General features: G+C 42.1%; 15 protein-coding genes and 3 pseudogenes. 7 read left to right on the forward strand and 11 right to left on the reverse strand.

Going from position 1 to position 21,010, the window contains the following annotated elements:
• Positions 1-5 precede the first annotated feature (5 nt).
• The 6 genes and pseudogenes from ACFSUB_RS16150 to ACFSUB_RS16175 all read right to left on the reverse strand — a co-directional run bounded on the left by ACFSUB_RS16150 (position 6) and on the right by ACFSUB_RS16175 (position 3,895).
• Positions 6-1,448 carry a hypothetical protein gene (locus ACFSUB_RS16150; protein WP_380714313.1) on the reverse strand — a complete coding sequence of 481 codons (1,443 nt, stop codon included), beginning with the start codon at positions 1,446-1,448 and terminating at the stop codon, positions 6-8.
• Between the two features lie 128 nt (positions 1,449-1,576).
• Positions 1,577-1,690, reverse strand: coding sequence for a hypothetical protein (locus tag ACFSUB_RS16155; RefSeq protein WP_380714314.1), 114 nt, complete (start codon positions 1,688-1,690; stop codon positions 1,577-1,579).
• A 13-nt stretch (positions 1,691-1,703) separates the two neighbouring features.
• A pseudogene (locus ACFSUB_RS16160) lies at positions 1,704-1,811 on the reverse strand (IS66 family transposase); the annotation flags it as partial.
• Positions 1,812-1,840: 29 nt separating this feature from the next.
• Positions 1,841-2,038: pseudogene (locus ACFSUB_RS16165) on the reverse strand (transposase domain-containing protein); the annotation flags it as partial.
• Entirely contained in the window at positions 2,038-3,318 is a 1,281-nt protein-coding gene (locus tag ACFSUB_RS16170) for a hypothetical protein (RefSeq protein ID WP_380714315.1), read from the reverse strand. The pseudogene ACFSUB_RS16165 and the gene ACFSUB_RS16170, both read right to left, overlap by 1 nt.
• Positions 3,319-3,466: 148 nt before the next feature.
• Complete coding sequence (locus ACFSUB_RS16175) at positions 3,467-3,895, reverse strand: hypothetical protein (protein ID WP_380714316.1); 429 nt, start codon at positions 3,893-3,895, stop codon at positions 3,467-3,469.
• 841 nt (positions 3,896-4,736) lie between these two features.
• Here ACFSUB_RS16175 and ACFSUB_RS16180 point away from each other — a divergent pair.
• From ACFSUB_RS16180 to ACFSUB_RS16205, 6 genes and pseudogenes are all read left to right on the forward strand, one after another.
• On the forward strand, positions 4,737-5,222 hold the full coding sequence (locus ACFSUB_RS16180) for a zinc ribbon domain-containing protein (RefSeq protein WP_380714317.1): 486 nt from the start codon (positions 4,737-4,739) through the stop codon (positions 5,220-5,222).
• A 14-nt stretch (positions 5,223-5,236) separates the two neighbouring features.
• Positions 5,237-5,398: pseudogene (locus tag ACFSUB_RS16185) on the forward strand (double zinc ribbon domain-containing protein); the annotation flags it as partial.
• Positions 5,399-5,419: 21 nt separating this feature from the next.
• Positions 5,420-6,829: a hypothetical protein gene (locus ACFSUB_RS16190; RefSeq protein WP_380714589.1), complete on the forward strand. Its 1,410-nt coding sequence runs from the start codon at positions 5,420-5,422 to the stop codon at positions 6,827-6,829.
• A 14-nt stretch (positions 6,830-6,843) separates the two neighbouring features.
• The gene (locus ACFSUB_RS16195) at positions 6,844-8,220 is read left to right on the forward strand and encodes a TcaA NTF2-like domain-containing protein (protein ID WP_380714318.1); all 1,377 of its coding nucleotides are present in this window, start codon (positions 6,844-6,846) and stop codon (positions 8,218-8,220) included.
• Between the two features lie 34 nt (positions 8,221-8,254).
• A complete protein-coding gene (locus tag ACFSUB_RS16200; protein WP_380714319.1) occupies positions 8,255-9,604 on the forward strand; it encodes a TcaA NTF2-like domain-containing protein in 1,350 nt (449 codons plus the stop codon).
• A gap of 100 nt (positions 9,605-9,704) precedes the next feature.
• Complete coding sequence (locus ACFSUB_RS16205) at positions 9,705-9,971, forward strand: DUF4190 domain-containing protein (RefSeq protein WP_380714320.1); 267 nt, start codon at positions 9,705-9,707, stop codon at positions 9,969-9,971.
• A 364-nt stretch (positions 9,972-10,335) separates the two neighbouring features.
• On the opposite strand, the gene ACFSUB_RS16210 is transcribed toward ACFSUB_RS16205, so the two are convergent.
• On the reverse strand, positions 10,336-10,419 hold the full coding sequence (locus ACFSUB_RS16210; protein ID WP_380714578.1) for a putative holin-like toxin: 84 nt from the start codon (positions 10,417-10,419) through the stop codon (positions 10,336-10,338).
• A gap of 576 nt (positions 10,420-10,995) precedes the next feature.
• On the opposite strand from ACFSUB_RS16210, the gene ACFSUB_RS16215 reads away from it, so the two are divergent.
• Positions 10,996-11,157 carry a DUF6431 domain-containing protein gene (locus ACFSUB_RS16215; RefSeq protein WP_380714321.1) on the forward strand — a complete coding sequence of 54 codons (162 nt, stop codon included), beginning with the start codon at positions 10,996-10,998 and terminating at the stop codon, positions 11,155-11,157.
• A gap of 100 nt (positions 11,158-11,257) precedes the next feature.
• Here the strand turns inward: ACFSUB_RS16215 and ACFSUB_RS16220 are convergent, their stop codons facing one another.
• From ACFSUB_RS16220 to ACFSUB_RS16235, 4 genes are all read right to left on the reverse strand, one after another.
• Positions 11,258-11,953 carry a YHYH domain-containing protein gene (locus tag ACFSUB_RS16220; protein ID WP_380714322.1) on the reverse strand — a complete coding sequence of 232 codons (696 nt, stop codon included), beginning with the start codon at positions 11,951-11,953 and terminating at the stop codon, positions 11,258-11,260.
• A 454-nt stretch (positions 11,954-12,407) separates the two neighbouring features.
• Positions 12,408-13,004 carry a hypothetical protein gene (locus ACFSUB_RS16225; RefSeq protein WP_380714323.1) on the reverse strand — a complete coding sequence of 199 codons (597 nt, stop codon included), beginning with the start codon at positions 13,002-13,004 and terminating at the stop codon, positions 12,408-12,410.
• Positions 13,005-13,278: 274 nt separating this feature from the next.
• Complete coding sequence (locus ACFSUB_RS16230) at positions 13,279-13,815, reverse strand: Ig-like domain-containing protein (protein WP_380714324.1); 537 nt, start codon at positions 13,813-13,815, stop codon at positions 13,279-13,281.
• Between the two features lie 311 nt (positions 13,816-14,126).
• Positions 14,127-20,990 (reverse strand): lamin tail domain-containing protein, encoded by a 6,864-nt coding sequence (locus ACFSUB_RS16235; RefSeq protein WP_380714325.1) that lies wholly within the window; start codon positions 20,988-20,990, stop codon positions 14,127-14,129.
• Positions 20,991-21,010 lie beyond the last annotated feature (20 nt).

Consider the following 21,010-nt stretch of genomic DNA (forward strand, 5'->3'; position numbering starts at 1 on the left):
ATTAATCACCCATCTCTTTGTAGTACCTCTTCTAAATCAACACCTTTTGCTTGTAATGTTTTTATTGCTTGCGAAAAGACAGTCAATTCACGTCCGAGCTTATGAAGTTTTTGTTTATTAAGCTCTGCTTGTTCAGTTACATCAACCACCTGTTCTGCAAAATAATTAACATCTTCCGCTAAGTTATTTATAGTTTTCTGGTTATTTTTAATAATTTCTTGAATGAAAAATTCCCGTTTTTGTGTTTTTGAACGTTCAGATCCACTAGTAACCCATTTAACTCCTTTATAAACACCTACACCAGCAATGACAACGACACCGATACCTGTGACCATAGATGAAAGTCCTAATATACCACCTAATCCTAAGGCCGCTAATCCCGATGTCAAACCAGCTGCACTTAGCCCTGCAACACTGCCACTCATATATATAGCTGCAATTGGAATTCCCACTGCCGATGCCTTAGATGAAAGTTCCTTTGCATTGTTGATGATTTGATCGTCTTCTACTTCCCCTCGCATTATTTTCTCATCATTGATGATCCCTTGTTCTATTACTCCCAGTTGTTCATCATCAATGTTATATCGATTCGTTAACTCTAATATATTTCTGAATTCATATGCTGAATAAGAACCAAATCTGACCCTATTTACACGGATAACATCTTTAACCAATGAAACCTTAAGCGCATCCTCTCCGGATCCTTTAGGCACACCCTGTTCCATGTTTTCCAACAACTCTTCAATATAAACTGCTGTTTCTTTCATTTCTGCAATAAAAGAGCGGACTTCTTGCCTCAACTCTGCATCAAAATTAAGCTGAGTCATTAGTGTTTGTATTTCTGATAAAGAGCTGGCATCAATCTCATTATTATCACTGAGTATACAATGGATAATGGCTTTTAAATAATTTAGTTTTACATCTTGTGGCATGTCCTCCAAAATGACAATCTTATCGGTTTCATCCACTTTTCCTTCTGCATTTAAATCAATTACTATACATAAAAATTCATATAGTTCCTGTTCATTTATGTGACTACTGTTTATTTTTATAGTGAACGTTTGATCAGTTTGATTGATATAAAGTTCTGTTTCAATCTTATCTGACTTACTTTTCCCAGGAACTCTATTTTCCTCAATGTCTACATCTAAAAGCTTGCTGAAATTTATTTTCACTGGTTTCTCAAACGAGGCTTTATAATAAAATCCAGCCTTTGTTATTATAAACCCTTCTTTACCATTACCAAATAAAGTTGAATCATTTAAAGTAATAACATTGGCAGCGTCAATATCATCACCATAATTCTTTATGGCGTTATCCAACTTTTTCTCCGGAATTTCATTTTTAAAATAGACTGTCCCAATCTCACCTTTTATTCGTGTACTGTATTTAAAAATTATATCTTCAAAATCACTTGTCTGCTCACTTTTATCAGCTTTTGTATTCAAAATAATCACCTCGAAAATTTAATATTTGATTGAAACATTTTGTGCTTAAACAACATCTAAATCAACAATGTCACATAATCGCGAACTGTTACTTACCAATTCTTTAGTGCCAAAACTTTATTATTATTTTATGAAAATTTTACCACTGAATTTTTACATGGAAGAAAATCATCCAAAGAAGCATCTTTCTGCTGTTGAGGATGGGCTTCGAATAAATAGCTAAGATACTCGAAAGGATTCAATTGATTTTCTTTAGCCGTTTCGGTACAGCCACATGTGCGACGAAGATGTCGGCGCCCGTTCGGACTCCTTCAAGACCTGGACCGTGGTTTCATCTGCATGCAGGATATCTTTCTGCAGAAGCAGATCTTTTATGACGAATCCTGCGTCGTCTCTGCTTCGTTAAACAAAGGCAGTTCCATCTGATCCGGGGCGGACTTTTCGCTCGAAGAGCCAAAACGCTGCTGCTGGCTGATCCGGAATTGTTCTTCGTACCAGGCTGCTTTCGCTTCCAGTTCCGCGTTTTGGGCTTCAAGAGAGCGAGCCCGTGCTTCCCATTCTTCGGTTTTGGATGATTTTGTTTTCGTTATTATTTATTGTTCAATTCGTCAAATGCCTTCATAAACTTAACAACGTGAGCTCTCCTTAACGTGTCCTTTGCTCTATATGACTTATATGTTTTGGGGTTTGTTCCATCACTATTTTCGTAACCGGTGGATAACCCGTTGTCATACATCCATTGTACGGCTTCTCTTTCCGAAAGAAGCTGCTCTTCATAAATAGATGCAAGAAAAACTGCCACTTGGCCGCGGGATATGCTGTCTTGTGCAGCCGATTTGTTATCCAAAGAACCTTTTGTGTTAATGTTATACTGCTCAGCTAACTGGTAGACGTCTTTTGCCCACCAACCATCTTTTGATTCGCTTTCTTCCAAGTCTCCCATGTACCGGAAAAGAACCGTCAAAAATTGCGCTTCGGTTAACGTGTCGTTCGGCTTCAAATACTGTTTGCCGGCTTCACGATATCCATTTAGATAATCATGTTGAATCGCCCACATCATATCTTCGGACCAGTACTGCTCCTGCCGGAAATCTTCATATTTTTCCGCCTCTAATGCAGGTATGGTTTCTTCAGTCAGTTCAGCTATTCCTTCTGAAGTTAACGAATTCTCCTCTGTTCTATAAAGTAAAAGGTTTAAACCCGGCTCCTTTTCTGTCTGTTCCACAATCACATAACCAGTTTTCTCTTGATACATTTCATCTTTATCATCATCGGTCCATGTTTCTCTTCGTGTGAAAGGCTCGTCCGGTCCAGCTGCCATATCTATTGCCCTGTAATTTGTAAACTCAATATACTGATAGTTTTCATTAAGTTGATAGACTTCATCAATTTGAGGTGAAATAACCCGGTATCCTCTAGGGTATCCGCCGAGATAGTAATAACCATCTTCATAGTACCGATTATCATCATAATCTTTTTTATTTTTAGAAGGTACTATGCCTAAAATACTTTCTATGTACGCATCCACTTCTTCCGTTTCTCTTTTATCAAATCCCCAGGTAGCAGTTCTTCCGTCATCCAACGTTTTCTCTCCTTCAATTACATCAACCGGTTCGGTATTATTTGCGGGTTCCGAGTATTCATACAAGTGCAGTAAAGCAGAGTCATCGTACTCACCTGCTGTATAATTGTGATAAAAGTCTTCGCGAAGAAATATAGCAAGAAACTTCATGTAATCTGATGTTTCTTCCTTCGCAAGCTCTACTAATTCGGGGCGTTCCTCCTTGTTTTTATCACTTGCCGATGCTTCTGCCGTCCACGTTGTAATACTTAAAAATAAAGCTAATGATCCTATAATCTTTTTTTTCATTTTATTCCTTCTTTCTATTAAATGCTGGCTGAAGTGCTGTCAAAACAACTGAGGTTATAGGTCTCCGTTGTACTATTAATCGTTCGATCGCGAACTTTTTTATACATATGTGGTAATTTTCACAGACTCTGATAGTTCATAATTCACTTTAATCGAGCATAATTACTGATTTTGCGTTTATGTCATATGATTTTTCTTTTCCTGTGCTTGTTTTATAAGTTGCCTGTGTAATATTAGTTTGGACAGCTTCTTCCAGCATAGAACGAAAGGCCCTTGGCCAATCTTCATCTTCAAATAATTCGATCGCATCCAATTTTAATAATTTGATACTAAGGGGATAATCCACTGTCTGCGGATCAATGATGCCCCCAAAGAAACTGCTATTAAGAGTTCGATCGATTTCTCCATACATTCTTACAGCTTCCGCCCGAATTTCTTTTTCAATAAGTTTCACCTCGCAATACACAGTTACATAATAAGTAACAGATTCATGTTTAGTTTGGACAGCAATCACCGTTTCAGAAAAAATTTCATCGAAAATTTCTTTGTGGTTCCTTAATTCGATTGGTTCAGACACATTATTTCTCTCCTTTATTAAAGTTTGTACAGTCTAATTAATATTGATTAAATAATCAGAAACAAATAAAACCGTGGACTCTATGCTTCCAATTAACGATTATATTCTACTACGACTTTGTATATAGTAACACTCTTTCATCATACTTTTTCATCATTCGACAAAAAATGCGTGAAATAAGGTGTTTTCCTTTACAACAGAAGTCCTTCATTCTCTATTCTTAGCACATAGCAAGTCTCTGTAAGCATAAGTCTATTTTTTAACTTTTTTGAACACATGACTGTTAAGTTCCAAGTGCAGACCCTCTTTCACCAAAGCTGGTGTTCCAGTTTCGATGTATTTGATGAGCAGTGCATTCTCTTACAAAAGTTATTCATCGCTTTTATATCAGCGTTATACCACTCTTCGGTATATTCCAACCACGTGAACTTTTTCGATTGTAAGAGCTCAGTGAATTCAGGCCGCGGCTTTTCTGCTAATGCTGCAGCGCGCGCCTGGATTCGATTACGAAGGTGCTGAATCATTCTAATACTGGAGGCTTTGGGCGAAGTCTTTCTAAAACAAAGCGTCCTCTATTATTGTCGATTTTTGTCTTAAAACTGAATAAATGTTAAAAAGCTTTTGGGAAATACCGAAGTAATTAAATGTGGAAACATATAATAATAACATCAGCACTTTAGTTAAAAAAAGTTATCTGAAGGATTATATGAAATTCATACCATTATTTTTCTATTGATAAATTCAAAAACTTTCATATAAATGTTAGAATAAATATTTGTTCTAGGTATTTTCGCACATATTTCGCTGTGCTTTGCTATAAACCATAATTAGGAGGGATTATATGAGTGATATTCAATCGAAAATAGGCGGAGGCGTGAATAAACTTCAAGATTCCATTAAAAGTGGAAAACAGAAACTTCAAAATGCCCAGGAAGTGAGTCAGCACCAGAGAATTGTTCAAGAAGCGTCAGAGAAACGAAGTATGGAAATACATAAAATCGGTGAGATCGTTTATAAGCGGAACAGATTAGAAGAAGGAACAGACCCTGAGTTAAATAACAGCACAGCAAAGATTAAAGAACTGGACGTTATTATGTATCAAGCGCAGCAGAAGATTGAAGAATTTCAGCAGCAAGAAGTTGAGGGGCGTTTGTGTCCGGAGTGCCATGCAAGCGTTTCGGAAGCTGATAAGTTTTGCGGGTCCTGCGGAACAGAAATTCCTCTCCCTGCTCCAGCAGATGAACAAACAAAAGAATGTCATTCTTGTGAGCAGGACATTGCTGCGACTGCTGCCTTTTGTACCTGCTGTGGTACAAAACAATTGTAATGGAGGTGATAACAATGTATTGCACGTCTTGCGGAGCGGAAAACACGTCAAACTCTAACTATTGTCATAATGATGGGACCTCTCTTCACCAAAATCTCATAACGGGATCCGTGAGAAAAGCGGCCGGCTTTTGTTCGGGGTGTGGTGAATCTGTTTCTTCTGCGTCCAATTATTGTGCGAACTGTGGATTGTCGCAAATGAAAGTGGAAACGGTCGGATCAGTTAGAGATACAAAAAACCCTCTTCCCACTGTTAAAGCGACAGAAAAAAATACGTTCGATTTCAAAAAAATGAATTGGAGAACGAGCGCATGGACGGCATTAATTAGTGTTGGAATTGCTTTAGCTCTGTCTCTATTGTCATTTCTACTTATAAATTCTGCTGTGAATGATAGTATCTCACTACCAGAGGGTGAAGAGTCCGCAATATCAATGGCAACGAATCAGTTTACTCATAGCCTGGAAACGGAATTTGACGTAACTATACCGAACCCTCAGGATATCATAGGATTCTTTGGCTATTTTGTGCTGTCTCATATGTCCAGTCCAGAATTAGTAGTGGATGGTACGGGCTACATTATGGGTGAAGGAAGTCCTGTGGAAGGCCAGGTATCCTTTAATCATGGAATTTTAGCTTTTCTTTGGATCCCTTTCACTGCTTTATTTATCGGAGGAATGTATCTTGGACGCCGAACCGCCAATCTGAATAACATGGATAGATTGCAATATGCCGGCCTTTCCTCCCTCCTTTACGCGATTGTACCGGCTTTCATATCCCTGTTTGCAGGTTTTCAGTATTCTATTGGCACAGAAGCGACAGCAACAGCGATGTATGGAAGTATAACACTTCATTACTCATTTTTTTCGACTTTAATATTCGCCTTTTTGCTGGGAATGATTCCTTTGATGTTTGGACTTTTAACACAAGCTGTCCGTGACAGGAAAAGTATCGGGTATAGTCATTATTTCTATAAGGCTGTAACAACCGGCACAGGGCTGATCATCAGTTTAAGTGTCGTCGCGTTCTTTATAATGTTATTCGGAGACATATTTGAAAAATGGGGAATCCATAACGATTTTACATGGCTGATGACTATTATTCTTTTCTTTGTTTTGGCCTGCCAATTAGGGTTTACTATTCTTTCACTTCTCCATTTTGGAAGTATGAAAGTCGTTAATACACAGACACAGACAGCAGACTCCTACAGTCTATTTGGAGGTACGATTAAAGATGAATATTTGCACCAGGCTCTGATGAACTTTAACTTTTACACCAATATAGAGTTTTATCTGCAAATGTTTATTTTTCTTCCTATTCTTGTTTTCTTATATGCGGGATACCGTTTAAGTAAAAGAAGCGGCACAACCATACAGCCTGTTTTACTATTTTCACTTATATATAGCGTTTTTATAGCTATTATTGCTGTTTTAGGTACCAACTCTTTTGAATTTATGTTTCACAACTTTGAAGGCCGGAGCGAAGTGTTTGAGAACACAATCAAAATAAACGTGCCGTTTTTCCGGTTGTTCATCTTGAGCTTCATCTTCTCCTCTGTAGTAACATATGCCGGCACTTGGATTCGAACGGTTTTTCATAAAAGCTCGTAAAGAGGTGAAAAGGCATGAATTGTAACCATTGCGATCAGCCAATTAAAAATAACGCACGTTTTTGTTCCCGTTGCGGCATGGAACAAGATGATACTGTAACAAAAGAACAAAAACAGTCGTGGAGTGCTAAAAAAAAGGGCATTATTTTTCTCAGTTCATTAGCGGCGGTAATCATACTGTTTGCCGCCCATATTACATTGTCCCGGATGTATGCTCCAGAAAACGCCGTTGCTGAGCTGAATGAAGCATTATATGAACAGGATGAAAGTATAGAGAATGTGATAACTCCTGCTGAATCCTCCGTGACTTGGAATACTGAGATTGCCAAAGGATATAAAGAATTTTTACTAAATGAAGTGAATGAAAGTCAAATAGACCGTTATTTAAATGAAGTGAAGCAGGCGGCTCATGGAGATTTCCCTGTTACATTTACTACCAATGGGCATGATGTACTGCAAGTGCATCGAGACGGCCGGTTTGCTGGTATTTACCCGTCGTACGAAATACAAGCGATTCCTTACGACATATATGTGAACAGTAATATTCGTAACATCTCTGTCTCCCTCGAAGATAAAGAAATGGAGATGAGTGAAAGGAATCAAGATTACAAACTGGCGCGTGTATACCCTTCCGTATATGAAGGAACCGCGACGTTTGAATCAGAGTTTAGTAAAGGGAGCATGGAGTTCGTCCCGGATTTTTCACAAGGACACGCGAATGAAATAGTGAAAGACCTTGAGTGGGAAGCAGATTATTTGAATGTAGAAGCTGCGGACATGGATGCCCCATTATATGTTGACGGGGAAAATACAGGCATGTCCTTACAGGAAGCGGTAGGAGAAGGTCCTGTTCTTACAGATGGTTCAGTAACAGTTTCAAGTAAGTTCGATACAGAATATGGTTCGGTTGATTCAAATGAAGTGACGCTTCAAAATACTGGAGAAGCATGGCTTGAAGCGGATGAGGAACAATTAAATGAGCTGGAACAAGCTGCATCCTCCCAAGAAGTGGATTCTAACCAATCATTGGAGGACTTTGTGGAATCTTATTTAGAAATATCTGTTAAGTCCATGAATGAAGGAGATTTTTCTATTGTCGAAGATTTTCATGACCCTGATGGGGTGAGCTACCAGGAATCTAAAGATTATGTGGATTACATTTATTCAGAAGGTATTCAAGAAGAATTAGAATATGGTGAAGTTGTAGGCTACGAAAAAAACGGCGATATGTATACTGTCGATGTGGAAGATGCTTATACGATCTATAAAGAAGACGGCACAGTCAGCTACCAGGAATTTGAATCAACATTTGCCGTTAAAGAAGAGAATGGAAGATATTACATTAACGAGTTGACGAATACAGAGGAAGTCCATTCAGAAGAAATCAATTAATTAAATAGTATAAACGAAAGGAAGGTGATGTAAGATGAGAACTTGTGACAATTGCGGGGAAAGCTATCAAAATGATCAGAAGTTTTGTAAGGCCTGCGGACATCATCTTCCACAAGAATCGTCTGGAAGTATAAATAAGTTTACAAAAATCATTTGGATTGGAAGCCTCATAGGTGTATTACTGCTGGGAGGAGGCTTTCACATCTTTATGAAGAATCAGTCCAACGCTGCTTCTATTGCTGAAAAAGTCGTCGAATCCATTGAATCCAATCAAAAAGAAACCTTTTCTGATGCTGTTGAATTAAAGGAAGAAGCATGGCAGCATACCACTTTTTCTTCATATGCTGCTTTTTTAAAGAATCATGGCTGGGAAAGTGTAAAATCATCACTATTACAACAAGCCGAGAACCAACAAGCCGGCACCGTTACAAATGGTAACGGACAACCTGTATTTGATCTTCAAGTTCAAAATAAGAGATTTGGTATTTATCCTACATACAGCATTGAGCCTGTACCAATGCAGCTCGAAGTGACATCAGATATAGCAGGAGTTGTATTTCATTTTAATGGGGAAAAATATCAAGTAAAGGATTCAGACAACGCTGTCGAATTAGGGTCTGTATTACCCGGAGAACAAACCATGTCCTTCTCCTATGACAACGACATGGTAGAAATAGGAGAAAAAGAAATGGCTTTTACCCCGGAACTAATAGATGATCAATTATTGCATAAAAACGTAGAATTACCTTTAGAAATGATTTCTCTTTCTTCTAATATGGATAACGCTGAATTATTCATCGATGATGAACCAACAGGATTACAAATGGGTGACATTGAAAAAGCAGGACCCTTTCTTGAAGGTGAATCCGTAACGCTGCACGCAGAAACAGAAGAAGGAGAAGACTATGTCAATCGAACGGAGAAGGTAACGTATTCAGGACAGGATAAGATAGAGCTTAACTTCAGCCAAGTGCAAGGGCTTTCTCTCCAGGATAAAGACAGAGAGGGACTGCCGCTCAAAGACGTCAAACAAATGGTGTTGGATTTTCGTGAGGCTTATCAAGGTGCGGTTCAAACAGGAAGATTTCTTCGAACGGCCCCATACGTAAAAGAAGATAGTGAAGCATATAAGGGATTGACGGACTATATTGCGGATGTGGCATCAGAAGACTATGATTTCCATTTTACATCTGATGAAGTGACAGGTGTAGAACAGGTTGACTCCTCAGAATATCAAGTCGATACGCGCGAACAATTTTATTTCACAAATGACCAGGGAGACACCACAAGTTATGATCGTCAAAAAAGGTACCATATTTCCCTAAATGAACATTCTCAGCCGGAAATATATAAAATCGACTACTTAGATACAAATCGTGATTAATGAGAATAAAGTGCCAATAAATTGCTAAACTTTTTGTAAGATATTACGATAAAATGCTTGGGTCTGATTATACATAAGAAAAACAGAAGGAGATGAAGCTGTGTCAGAGAACAGAGTTGTTATCGAAAAACCTCAAGGTAATGGACTTGCTGTAGCAGGATTAGTTTTAGGGATTATAGGAGTTGTATTGAACATTATTCCGTTTCTGCCCTATGTTCTCGGTATTATGGCCATTATTTTTGGTATAGTTGGTTTAAATCAACCAGTAAAACAAGGGATGGCAAAAGCATCTTTAGTATTAGGTATTGTTACGATAGGTTTGAAAATTCTTTTTTGGCTCTTCGTATTCGGTATTGGCAGTGCCTAACCATAAAAAAAGCTGTTCCAAACGTCGCACTGCGTGACCTTTGTGAACAGCTTTTTTATAGGACACCTTTTGGAAGAACAAGCGTGTCACACAGTGTGTAACATCACAAATTTTTCCCTGCGCCGGGTGTCAGGCACCTCTTTCATAACATGTTGTTAATGCTCCTCATTGAATAATGGTTTACGTATGTGATTCCTGTGGTATAATTTGATTAAATACGCATACTTTTGGGGAAGCAGCATAGAATGAAAAAGAACCGCAGGTGCTGGTACACCTGCGGCCTTGTACAACAGCCGCTTTAAGAGCGGAGGCTTACCCGGTTTTAGCTACGGAAATAGACCGCACACCTTAGCCGAGGGGCGGTCTATTTCTTTTGCGACATGATTAACACGATTAACGTGCCAAACATCATCATTAAAGATAATGTCTGATACATATCCATAGGCATCACCTCCCCTCCGGGAGACTAGCCGACCGCCCTTACAAGCCCTCTGTTGTACAAGTTATAGTTTATCATAAACCCTCCCGCCTGCGAGAATTTTATTTATATGCTCTGCTGCCGGGAACGAAAACCACAGGTAAGGAGAGTCTCCTCCCAAACGACGTTCACCCGGCAGCGGAGCAGATATTCAATGAGCAGGCTGCATTTCTGAATCCTTCTTCTTTAACCCTTCACCGTGCCGGGGGTCAGGCACCCGAATTATCCAGAATTGGCCGCCTTCCTGAATATTATCTCCGATGACCCAGATATTGGTTTCACGCATGTTGATTTGATATAAATATCCATTAAAATATGTACAAAAAGAGACTGTTAATGCTGTTTTCAAATGACCGATTGCTGACGGCGTTTTCTGTCCATTCCTAGATGGGTATACTGTCCATAAGAAGCTATAGAAAGGAAAAAAAGAGACTCCGGCCCCTCTCGTCCCCACGAGCACCGAAGTCTCTTTATCACAACATATGATTATTATATGACAGTATCATCTACTGCCGACAGATCATTCAACTCTTTTTAGTAAAAAGTATGAAAGTGTTACCTTGTCCTGTATGCCGTGGGACCCTTCGTATTATCGGCAGCTGTAACCACATATGGAAGCAGGCGGATGGAAGTTCTCCAAGATTTCGTCTGCGACGCCTTCGCTTGCAGGAATGCTCTACTGTTCCCATGAACTGCCGAATCTATTGATCCCCCATAAGCATTATGATGCTTGTGGTATGGAGGATACATTATTGGAGAAGAAAAGTGATGATTCCATCGTGTTGGGGGGGCAGGCACCTGAATTCCATTAAAGACTTGGAAGATTATTTTTTATTCTTCGATACCAAAGCGATCCTCCCACAATGCCAGCTACCAATAGCGTCGTGCCTGCGGCTGCTCCACCCCCGTTATTTTGATCATCTGAAGAAGTGGAGGCCGACTTTTCTTCTTCGGATTGTAACTCATTCTCTCGAGTCTCTATTTCCTCTTCCCGTTCATCCAGCATTTCCGATTTTTCTTCCAGCTCTTTTTCCTTCTCTTCTATTTCTCCAGTCAGCTCCTCCTGCTCTTCTCGTTCGGATTCTAATGCGTCTTTCTCTTCTTCTACAGTGTTTATTTCTCCTTGAAGCTTCTCTACTTCAGCTTCGAGCGCTTCTATTTTTTCATCTCTTGCCTCTATTTTCTCTTGAGAGGAAGATAATCTCTCTTCCAGCGTGGCTATCTCCTCTTCTAAATCATCAACTTTCCCGGCATTTGTATGATTCGAACCCGCGGGTTCCTGCTCAGAACTGCCTGAAGAAGAATCACTCGAGGAGGAATCTCCACCATTATGGTAGTGATATCCTGAACAAAGCCCTTTCTCAATAGATTGTTGAGAACAGTTATGACCGCCACTACTATCCGTTCTTCCTGAATGACTATAGGCCTCCTCCGCTATGGACGCAGAAAATAATATTATGACAATACTAATTACACACAAAACATATCGTCTGATTACAACCAACCTCCTCACATTTAATGTTTCCTAGATTCACTTATTCGAAATATTCTGATATACAACGACATAGTACTACTTTGACATTTTTCTCAAAAATCCTTCCAAATAGAGAAACTTTGCCAAAGCTTGACATACTATCTCCCGCTTCTTCCTTGACAAAAAGTGTTCAAAATAACTTGACGGTTACATCCGGAGCCGTTTCACCATTGGACAGCTCCCTTGTTTCAAAGAACAGCAAACAAAAGATGCCATCTTCTTTCACGTATAAACGCACCGGGGGACAGGCACCTGAAGTAAAATATTCATTATATTGGACATTCCTATTAATGATTATGCAACTTTAGAGAAACGACGAATCAATACCGTTTATCTATATTATTTGGTAAAGACCGGGAGCACACCAGCCCCCGGTCTTTACAACGAACACCGATTGATATTTACTTCAGCACAAACTCATACATTACTTTATACTGACGTTTATATCAGTAACATTTGTATGTCGAATAGTTGAAGTGAATCTTACTATTTCCGGCGAAGGATTCGTAACGGTATAGTCTGCCACCCCTTGTGCCGAAAGTTTATCAGCAATTTTCGCAGCAACATCTTCAGCTGTATCTCCACTTACTACTCCAACAGTGTAATCGACTCCATTGACCGAAACCGTGATATTGTCTGTTACCGAGGTTCCACTCTCTATTTTAAACACAGCCGTTTCTGTTTCGGACGGAGTACCTCCTGACATCACAGCCTCACGGTCCACGCCGGCACCATTCTCACTTGAGTCCCAACTAGTTGATGTTTCAACGGTCCAATCAGAAAAATTTGCCGCACCATCATGCATACTTCCCAATTCATTCACAGCGTTCTGTATCCTATCGGATGTATTTTTGTGAACGGCTGTATTAGCAAGACGAATATTTAAATGGGCTGCATTCTCTGAATCAATCCGCAGACCATCAGCACCTGCCTGATTTAAATGAACCGTTAGTCCATTGCTTTTGCCGGACGGATCAGTAATGGTTATGGTATTTGCTCCATTTTCCCCATAAGTCGACATAGAAGACGGTGTTCCAGGGCTTCCCTGATCAATAGAGACCAAATCTCCGGTTATTTCTATACTATTCCTGACTTATCCCTTTCTATTTTTCCCAGGGTTTCGGACAGGCCTTCACCATGCAGGCGGCTTTCACCGCACACGGCGATCCGCCAGCGATTTTCTCTCTTTATTTCCCTACCTGCACCGTAACAGGGAGAGGTTAAAATGAGGTTAAACAATACTGGATTTTTCGCATTTGGGAGTCGACCAATACGTCTCCTCCTTGCATACCCTGCTACTCAATTTTCCCTTCAATAGCATTTCCACTTTCATCAAAAATGCTGTCTGCCTTAATGGCAACGACCATATTGTAAGGATCAGGGCTCTCATCGAAATTGATGCTGATATGTTTTTCCCCAGCTGTATGCTCCACACTTCCAATTTTCTCGATATCGGTTAACCCGCTGTCCTCTAATAGAAAGGCATCTTTGCTTACCGGTTCTGTCCCCTCTTCATTTCCATATACACTTCCTGAGAAAAATAGTGATATAGAGTTGCCGGTACTGGACCACGATACAGAAAAGACTGTTATTTCTATAGAATCCTGTAATTTGCCGTCTTCGGTTGCAGCATGAATGTGGGTTGTTCCATGAAATACAGCACGGACTTCTCCATCTTCACTTACCGTGGCAACATCCTCATTATCGGAAGTCCATTCAATTTTTGGTTTGAAAGCATTTTCTGGTTTTACCGAGGCATGCAGGGCTACAGTGTCTCCCGCTGCCATCGTTTGATCATCTTCCGCTATCGTCACATCTACGGCCGGTACCATGCTGTTCTCGTCTTATGCCATCTCTGTATATCGGCTTTATAACGAGCCTTCACCATGCAGGCGGCTTTCACCGCACACGGCGATCCGTCAGCAATTTTCTCTCTTTATTTCCCTTGCAGTTACAATAACAGAAAGAGGTTAAAATAAAGTAAAACAGCTGAAATATGTGTAATTTTTAATACCTTCCTATTTTCTCGTAGTCATCCTTGGCTGTTTTCTACATTCCCCTTGTGTTATAAACATGCTCCCCTTCGAGTGGAAACAGATTTTGTGTTTCATCTGTCTACCTCTTGGGGAGCACTTTCTCTATATTAGTTACTGAACTCTATAAACGTCAGGTATTCATCCAGCATTTCAGCCATTTGAGCCCGTGTCGCTCCTGATTTGGGGTCAAAGATGGAGCCTTCTTCGCGGCCGGTGATGACGCCGGCTTGAAGGAGACGGTTCACATCATCCTGCGCCCATGTGCCGATACTCTCCTTGTCGTTGAAAGAATCGATCGTTTTCTGTGTGTTTAACTTTTCTTCCTCAAATCCGGTGACTTCCATGGCTCGTGACAGCATGGATGCCGCCTGCTGACGGGTGACGGTTTCGTTTGGTGCAAATGTACCATCTGCCCGTCCCTGGATAATGCCGTGTTCAATAGCTGGCTGCAGCTCTCCAGCAAACCAGTCACCCTTGTCTACATCTGTGAACGTTCCTTCGTATTCGTTTGAAGAAGCGAGCCCGAGGGCACGAGTAATCAATACGGCAAGCTGGGATCTCCGCATGTTTTCGCCTGGTGCGACAGTGCCGTCTTCCCTACCCTGGAAAATGTAGCGGGAACCGAGCTTCTCAAACGAATCGCCGGCCCAGTAGTCATCTGGAATGTCTGTGAAGGATACTTCATTTTCAAGCACCGTGTATTTGCTGAGAGACTGACTTTGGAACGTTGCCGTATTTCCTTCAATGACAGTTGGAACGGAAGTAAAGCTGTTATTATCTTCATTCAGTTTCACAACGACCGCATGTTTTTCATCTAAATCTGTTTCGCTGTTAATCTCACGTTCCATATACTGGTCAAAATGTGCGATTTCTGTTTCGTTGTTATTTACTCTCGCGGTGATTTGGTAATCTACAACGGATGTCACAGCCGGTAAGTTGTTCGTTTTTATGGTTTCGTCCGCTTCGGATGTATTAACGGATACACTGATTTCTACACTTTCCATTTCCTCTTCTGTGAGTTCAAGCTGGGAACTATCTAATTCCGAAACAGGCACCCGGATGGTTCCTTCCGTGGACTTTATCTCCAGGACAGAATCTTGATTGTAGTCACGTACTGTATCGAGAACGTCATTAGAAAGTAAAACCTCGCCTCTTACATTTTCAGCCGTTTCCATATCGAACGTAATAGTATCTGTGGTTTCCTGTTCCTGTAAAAGGTTGGCTAATTCATCTGCGTTCACGCGGCGGGAGATCTGTTCTACGCCATCTTCATCAGTGGTGCGCTCTTCCTCATAAAGATCGCCGGTTTCTGGTTTATCCTCTTCGCTGTCACCACTATCTTCGTTGGACGGGGAACTTCCACCACTGCCATTTCCGCTGCTATCGTTTCCACCGCTTCCGCCATTACTGCTGCCACTGTCATTGTCATCTTCATTAGACGGCGGTTCTTCCATATCTTCTTCGTTTCCTTTCTCAAACGTCCAGATGTTTGAAAAGCGTTCGCCGGAATATTGATCAGTGGCTTTGGCATACCAGGAGTACGTTTCTCCTTCTTCTAACCCTTCCCAGGTCATTTCAGCTGTGCTCCCGCTTGCTGCATTTTCAACAACCCCAATTTCGTTGTCGCTGTAGACGTTGATCTCAAAGTGATCGGTGGCAATGCGTTTTTCTTCGGCTGTAAGATCAAGGTCGACGGTGACTTCATCTTTTTCCGGGTACTCCTCTGGATCATAATAATTGTAATCATCAAGATAAGGGGAGTACGTGTTTACAATCATCTTGTTATTTTCCGTATCAAAATGAAGCAAACGAATGTAACCCTGGCCGCCTTCCGGACCTGCTTGATAGTCAGCAAGCATTTGATACACTTTGCGGTCTGTCTCCCCGTCTCCATCGTCATCCAGTTCATCTATCAATGTCTGGCTTTCGTGGTAGTGGCCGGAGAGCACGGCAAAGACATTTTCATTGGGAACGACAAGTTTCTCATACAATTCTTCTCCTTCCGGATGGCGGCTTCCGGTCGCAAGCAGGTATTCATGGAAACTGAGAATCGCTTTTCTGTTCGGGTGTTCCTCGAGCACCTCATTGACCCACTCAATTCCTTCATCTTCAATGCCCCATCCGAGATAAACCATGATGTAATCATTTCCATCCACGGACATCAAGTCATAGTGGCCGCGGTTATTTTTGTACGAGCCGCCGTAGTAGGGTTTATCTTCAAAACGGTCTTCGCCGAAATACTTGTAGTATTCCGTGTAATCATTGGTTTTTTGGGACACATCATGATTTCCCGCAAGCACTCCGTACGGCATGTCCGCATCATCCAGCGTCTGCATGTACTCATCAGCCCGGTCCCACTGCTGCGGTTTGTTCGCTTGATTGACCAAATCCCCTGTATGGAACGTATACGCAATGTTCATGTTTTCCTTGTTGTCAGCAATCCACTGGGTCTGTTGGTCGAATATGTGCGGATAGCTTTCAGCTAAATACTGCGTATCGGATGTCCAGGCGAACGTATAATCATAATCGCCGGAGCTTGGAATTTCATCCTGCACGATGACGTTCACCTTTTGATCCTTCACAAAATCAGCCACCGAAACCGTTCCTTTCAGCTGAAAATCCTCTGCTCCTGCAATGTTCTCATCGATTTCTTCCCAATCCGAGGACGTGTGGTTCCAGGCATACATTGTGACTTTCCGGCCTTCAAGGGAGTTCCCGTTCCACACTACTTCCACCGTATCGTTTGTATCGATAGATTCGTCGACGGTGACTTCAAAGCGGTGGTACGGGAATTCGGTAGTGGAGTCCGTAACCATATACTTGTTATCTTTCTCCATCGTTTGAGCAATATTTTCATCGGAGAACGATTCTTCGTTCTTTGGTGCGGCTTCTTGCGGCGGTTCTGTTTCAGAGGCATGGTGAAAGGATTTCACATGAGCTGCATCCCCGGGATTGTAATGAAATCCTTGGTAAAACCCAACGTTTAATTCATCACCCATCGGATCTGATACGTTTACTTTTAAAATCGGGTCACCGTCTAACGTCTCATCCATTTGCGGGGCTACATTTTCAGGCTCGGTCGGGTGTTCGTCCGCTGTAGAAAAAGGAATGTTTTCTGTTGTCTTGTTTCCTGCTGCATCTTCAGCTGTGATCGTCAGCTCATGTTCTCCAGCAGCCAGTTCACCGGAAGATGTCTCGTAGGGCAGGGAAATAATTTCTTCATCCAGCATAACAGTAGAGGTTTCTACGCCGGCAATACTGTCGGTTATCGATGGATCAATCGTGAAGCCACCCTTGTATTCTTTCCCTCTTTCTATATTTGTTGAAATGGCCGGGGCTGTGTTGTCTACACGTATGCTTGTTTCCAATTCATTGGTACCGTCCTGGACCTTCACAGAATGTGCTCCATCTGTGACCTGCGTGGTATCCCAGTTGAACCCTTTGGAATGGGTCTGTGCACCGCTGATGGTGAACGTGAAGTCTTCTGCAATACGATCTGTGCCATCGTCGCCCATATCGAGAATTTCATCTGGATTATGATACGTAGAATCTTTCAATATGGTCCCGTCTGCCATGATAAGACGTACATCTCTCATGTCGAAGTCATCTCTGTTTTCGCCGGGGTTTCCTTCAAAAGGCGTCGCCTTATTTCCTGCCCGGAGCGTAAAGGTGTTATCCCCCGTACTCAGAAGTTCAGGATCCACCGGAACCGTGATGGTCGTCCACTGCGCCATCCAGTCATCGAAGATATGAATAACTTCCCCGTCCATGGTGACAGCGTTCTGGAAGTAGGTGTTAATGCCGCTCACCTCAAACGCCAGATACGCTGTATCCTCAACGGTCCGAAACGTCTCCCCGTTCCATTCCTGATCATCTATGAAAAAGCTCAGGTCGTCCGGGCCGCTTCCTTCAGACGTTCCTTTTAAGACCTTTGTGCCTGAAAGGATAGCATTGTCGTTTACATTGAAACGCAAGGCGGACTCATCCCGTTCGTTATGGATGGTAATGGTGTGCGGGTCGCTTTCCGTTTGATTCGTGCCGTCAGATGCTTTGAAATAATACTCCAGTGTATCATTTGAGATTAATTCCGGAGCATAGATGGTCCCGTGATAAAGGCCGTCGTCCGGATCTACCTGCAGAGGCATCGATTGGTAGTCTTCCTCGTCATTGGTGCGGTAGAATAATTCCGCCGTACGGACCTTGGTATTGTCGTTGATACCTGCTGCCAGGTCAATATTTTCGGATGGATGAACCTCCGTGACTTTGGTGCGGTTATCAATGACGGGCGCTTCCGTGTCGTCTGGTACTTCGACAGGGTTTTCAGGAACTTGGAAATCTTCAACAGCACCTGGGGTTGCATCCTCCTCCCCGGCACTCACCTTATCCATCACATTGGATCCATCGGTTGGAAACTTGTACACAATCCCTTTATCCGGAAGGGTGTCATCAGCATCTCCGGACTCTTCATTATAGTGGGCGATGGCCAGTTCATGATCGGTATTGGTAGCGACGAGAAGACTTCTTATCCCGCCATTGGACATCCCGGGAGTATAGATTTTGGCCATGCTGTCTTCCGGCACCTCAGAACCATAGTTTTCGTTGAAATCAGCAATCGTTTTATCATTGTTGGCACCGTTTATCATCCAGAATACCATGGTTTCCTGTGGCCTGATCTCCATATCGTCAGGCTCAGACGGCCAATGCGTGTCTCTGTCGGGAAGATTGTTGTAACGATACTGAATTTGATAATCTGAAAAATCAATAGGTTGATTGGTGTTGTTGTAAATCTCGATAAATTCATAGCCATCCGAGCCACCAACATTTGTAGTGTCCGGGACTACTTCCGTTACAAGAATCGGTGGAACGTTCTCAGGGTCTTCCCCTGCAGCCACCTCCATGATAGATTCATCCAAACTGGCTGTATTTGTTCCGTCGGTGGCTTCCACGTAATACGTAAGGTTCGAATCCACAGCGGTTCCTGGTATTTCCGCCGAAAAGGTTGATAGGTCACCTGCATCCGGACGCATCGTTACTTCTTCATATTCCTCCGTATCCTCATTTTTGTAATAAAGCGTGACGGAAGGCATTTTCATATTATCTTCAACGGTGGCTTGAATTTCCACAGAAGAAAACGGATCCGCAGACTCTACCGGTGTATGGTCGATGACCGGTGCCTCTGTATCCTCCGGTAAGTCTGAGACATCAACTGCTGTGTCAGGAACCTGTGTGTTATCCACCTTTCCCGGTGTTGGATCGGCTAACGTTTCCTGTTTGATCATTTTCGTTCCATCTACCGGATACTCATATTGAATATCTTTTCCATCGTTATTGTTGTCTTCCCCCAGATAATCAGCATACACGACTTCCACGTTATCCTTATCCGTTAACTTAAGAGCGCGGTCCCCACCGTTGGCAAAACCGGGAAGACCTTCGGTGTCTGTTACTTCTACCAATTGATCGGAAGTGAGATCGGTATTAAATTTTTCGTTAAAGTCCTGCAATTCTTTGCCGGCATTGTTGTACCAAAAGACAAGCGTTTCCTGAGGTTCCATGGTGGTACGTGGAACCTGGAACACACGCTCTTCGCCGGAATCAGTATAAACGTATTTAAACGCATATTGCTGTAAGTCAAGCGGCTGCTGCGTGTTGTTGTAAAGTTCGAAAAATTCATATTCTTCCGCGCCTGCCGTGTTGGGGGCCAGTTCCGTAATAAGAACGTGCGGATTGTCCTGGCTGTTGTTTTCTTCTTGTTCTATTATCACTTGGACTGCGTCTGTCTGCACGCGGTTATATCGATCAGCAGTTGTTATATAGTAATCCAGTGTGCCGGAGCGCAAATCTGTTCCTGGAATGACTGCTTCATAATGAGTACTCTCTGTTTCATTCATTGGGACAGATTCATAATCCTTTCCGGCGTCCGTTCGATAAAATAGACTTGTCTTCACGTGGTCAGAATCCTCGTCTTCGACAACAGCTTCCACTCTCAAGTCTTCGCCGGCAGTAATGTTTGTTAACGGCTCATGGCTGACAGATGGTTCTTGGTTGGAAGAAAGAGAGACCCTTTCCCCGGGGATTTGTGCTTCCTCTACTTGACCGGGAGAGGCTTCTGCTTGTTGTTTATGTAATGACATTGCTGTTCCCGATTCAGGATACGAAAACATCACACTCTGTCCGGAGGCGATATCATTTTCTACATAGCTTGCCTGAATGGTCTCTTCCCCAGCAGTAGTTTCAATGACAACCGCCCGTTCCCCACCGTTATAAAAGTTGGAACCACTGTATTCCACCACCTCTTCTTCAGACAAATCGACATCGTATTGACTGTTGAAATTGTCTAAGGTTTCACCTGAGTTATTCGGCCAAAACACCTTCGTTTCCCCCGGATCGATCTCGGCAGCAGAAAGCGCTATCGTTTTATCAGCACTGGGGTCGTCCGTATAACGATAGATCAACGAATAGTAATCCAGGTTCACTGTTTTATCAGAATTATTGTACACTTCAAAATACTCGTAGTCGTCGGCCCCCTCATTATTTGGCATTATTTCTGTAACTAATAATTCCGGCAGCTCGTCCACAGGGACATCTGTTGTTTCCTGTTGAAGCTGCAATGACTCTTTACCATCATCGCTCTCTTCTTCTACTGCCTCTTTTTCTTTTGGTTCATCCTCCTTAGGTTTGTCTTCTTCCGATTCATTTGTACCGGATTCAGTATCTGTAGCATCTTGTTCCGTGCTGTCCTCGCTGCTTTCTTTTTCACTGCCGGATGGAGACTCCTTCTTATCAGGGTTTACGTCTTCTTCTGGAACTTGTTCTTCTGTCGCATCATTGCCGGTTTCTTCTGTTTCCTTTGGTGCTTCGTCTTCAGCTGCCTCTGCCTTCTTCACCGGAAAGGCAGAAGACATGTTCATCAGCAGCATGGACAAAATGAGCATCAATGATAAGACTTTTCGACTTTGCTTCCCCGCTTTCATGAAATTCCTCCCTTGATTTA

The sequence above is a fragment of the Salibacterium lacus genome (genome assembly GCF_042684865.1).
Classification (GTDB): domain Bacteria; phylum Bacillota; class Bacilli; order Bacillales; family Marinococcaceae; genus Salibacterium; species Salibacterium lacus.

Coding starts and splice junctions, on each gene's coding strand:
- ACFSUB_RS16200 (WP_380714319.1), top strand. CDS start 8,255: ATGAGAACTTGTGACAATTGCGGGGAAAGCTATCAAAATGATCAGAAG.
- ACFSUB_RS16170 (WP_380714315.1), bottom strand. CDS start 3,318: ATGAAAAAAAAGATTATAGGATCATTAGCTTTATTTTTAAGTATTACA.
- ACFSUB_RS16190 (WP_380714589.1), top strand. CDS start 5,420: ATGAAAGTGGAAACGGTCGGATCAGTTAGAGATACAAAAAACCCTCTT.
- ACFSUB_RS16210 (WP_380714578.1), bottom strand. CDS start 10,419: ATGCCTATGGATATGTATCAGACATTATCTTTAATGATGATGTTTGGC.
- ACFSUB_RS16225 (WP_380714323.1), bottom strand. CDS start 13,004: ATGTCGACTTATGGGGAAAATGGAGCAAATACCATAACCATTACTGAT.
- ACFSUB_RS16235 (WP_380714325.1), bottom strand. CDS start 20,990: ATGAAAGCGGGGAAGCAAAGTCGAAAAGTCTTATCATTGATGCTCATT.
- ACFSUB_RS16195 (WP_380714318.1), top strand. CDS start 6,844: ATGAATTGTAACCATTGCGATCAGCCAATTAAAAATAACGCACGTTTT.
- ACFSUB_RS16230 (WP_380714324.1), bottom strand. CDS start 13,815: ATGGTACCGGCCGTAGATGTGACGATAGCGGAAGATGATCAAACGATG.
- ACFSUB_RS16180 (WP_380714317.1), top strand. CDS start 4,737: ATGAGTGATATTCAATCGAAAATAGGCGGAGGCGTGAATAAACTTCAA.
- ACFSUB_RS16215 (WP_380714321.1), top strand. CDS start 10,996: ATGAAAGTGTTACCTTGTCCTGTATGCCGTGGGACCCTTCGTATTATC.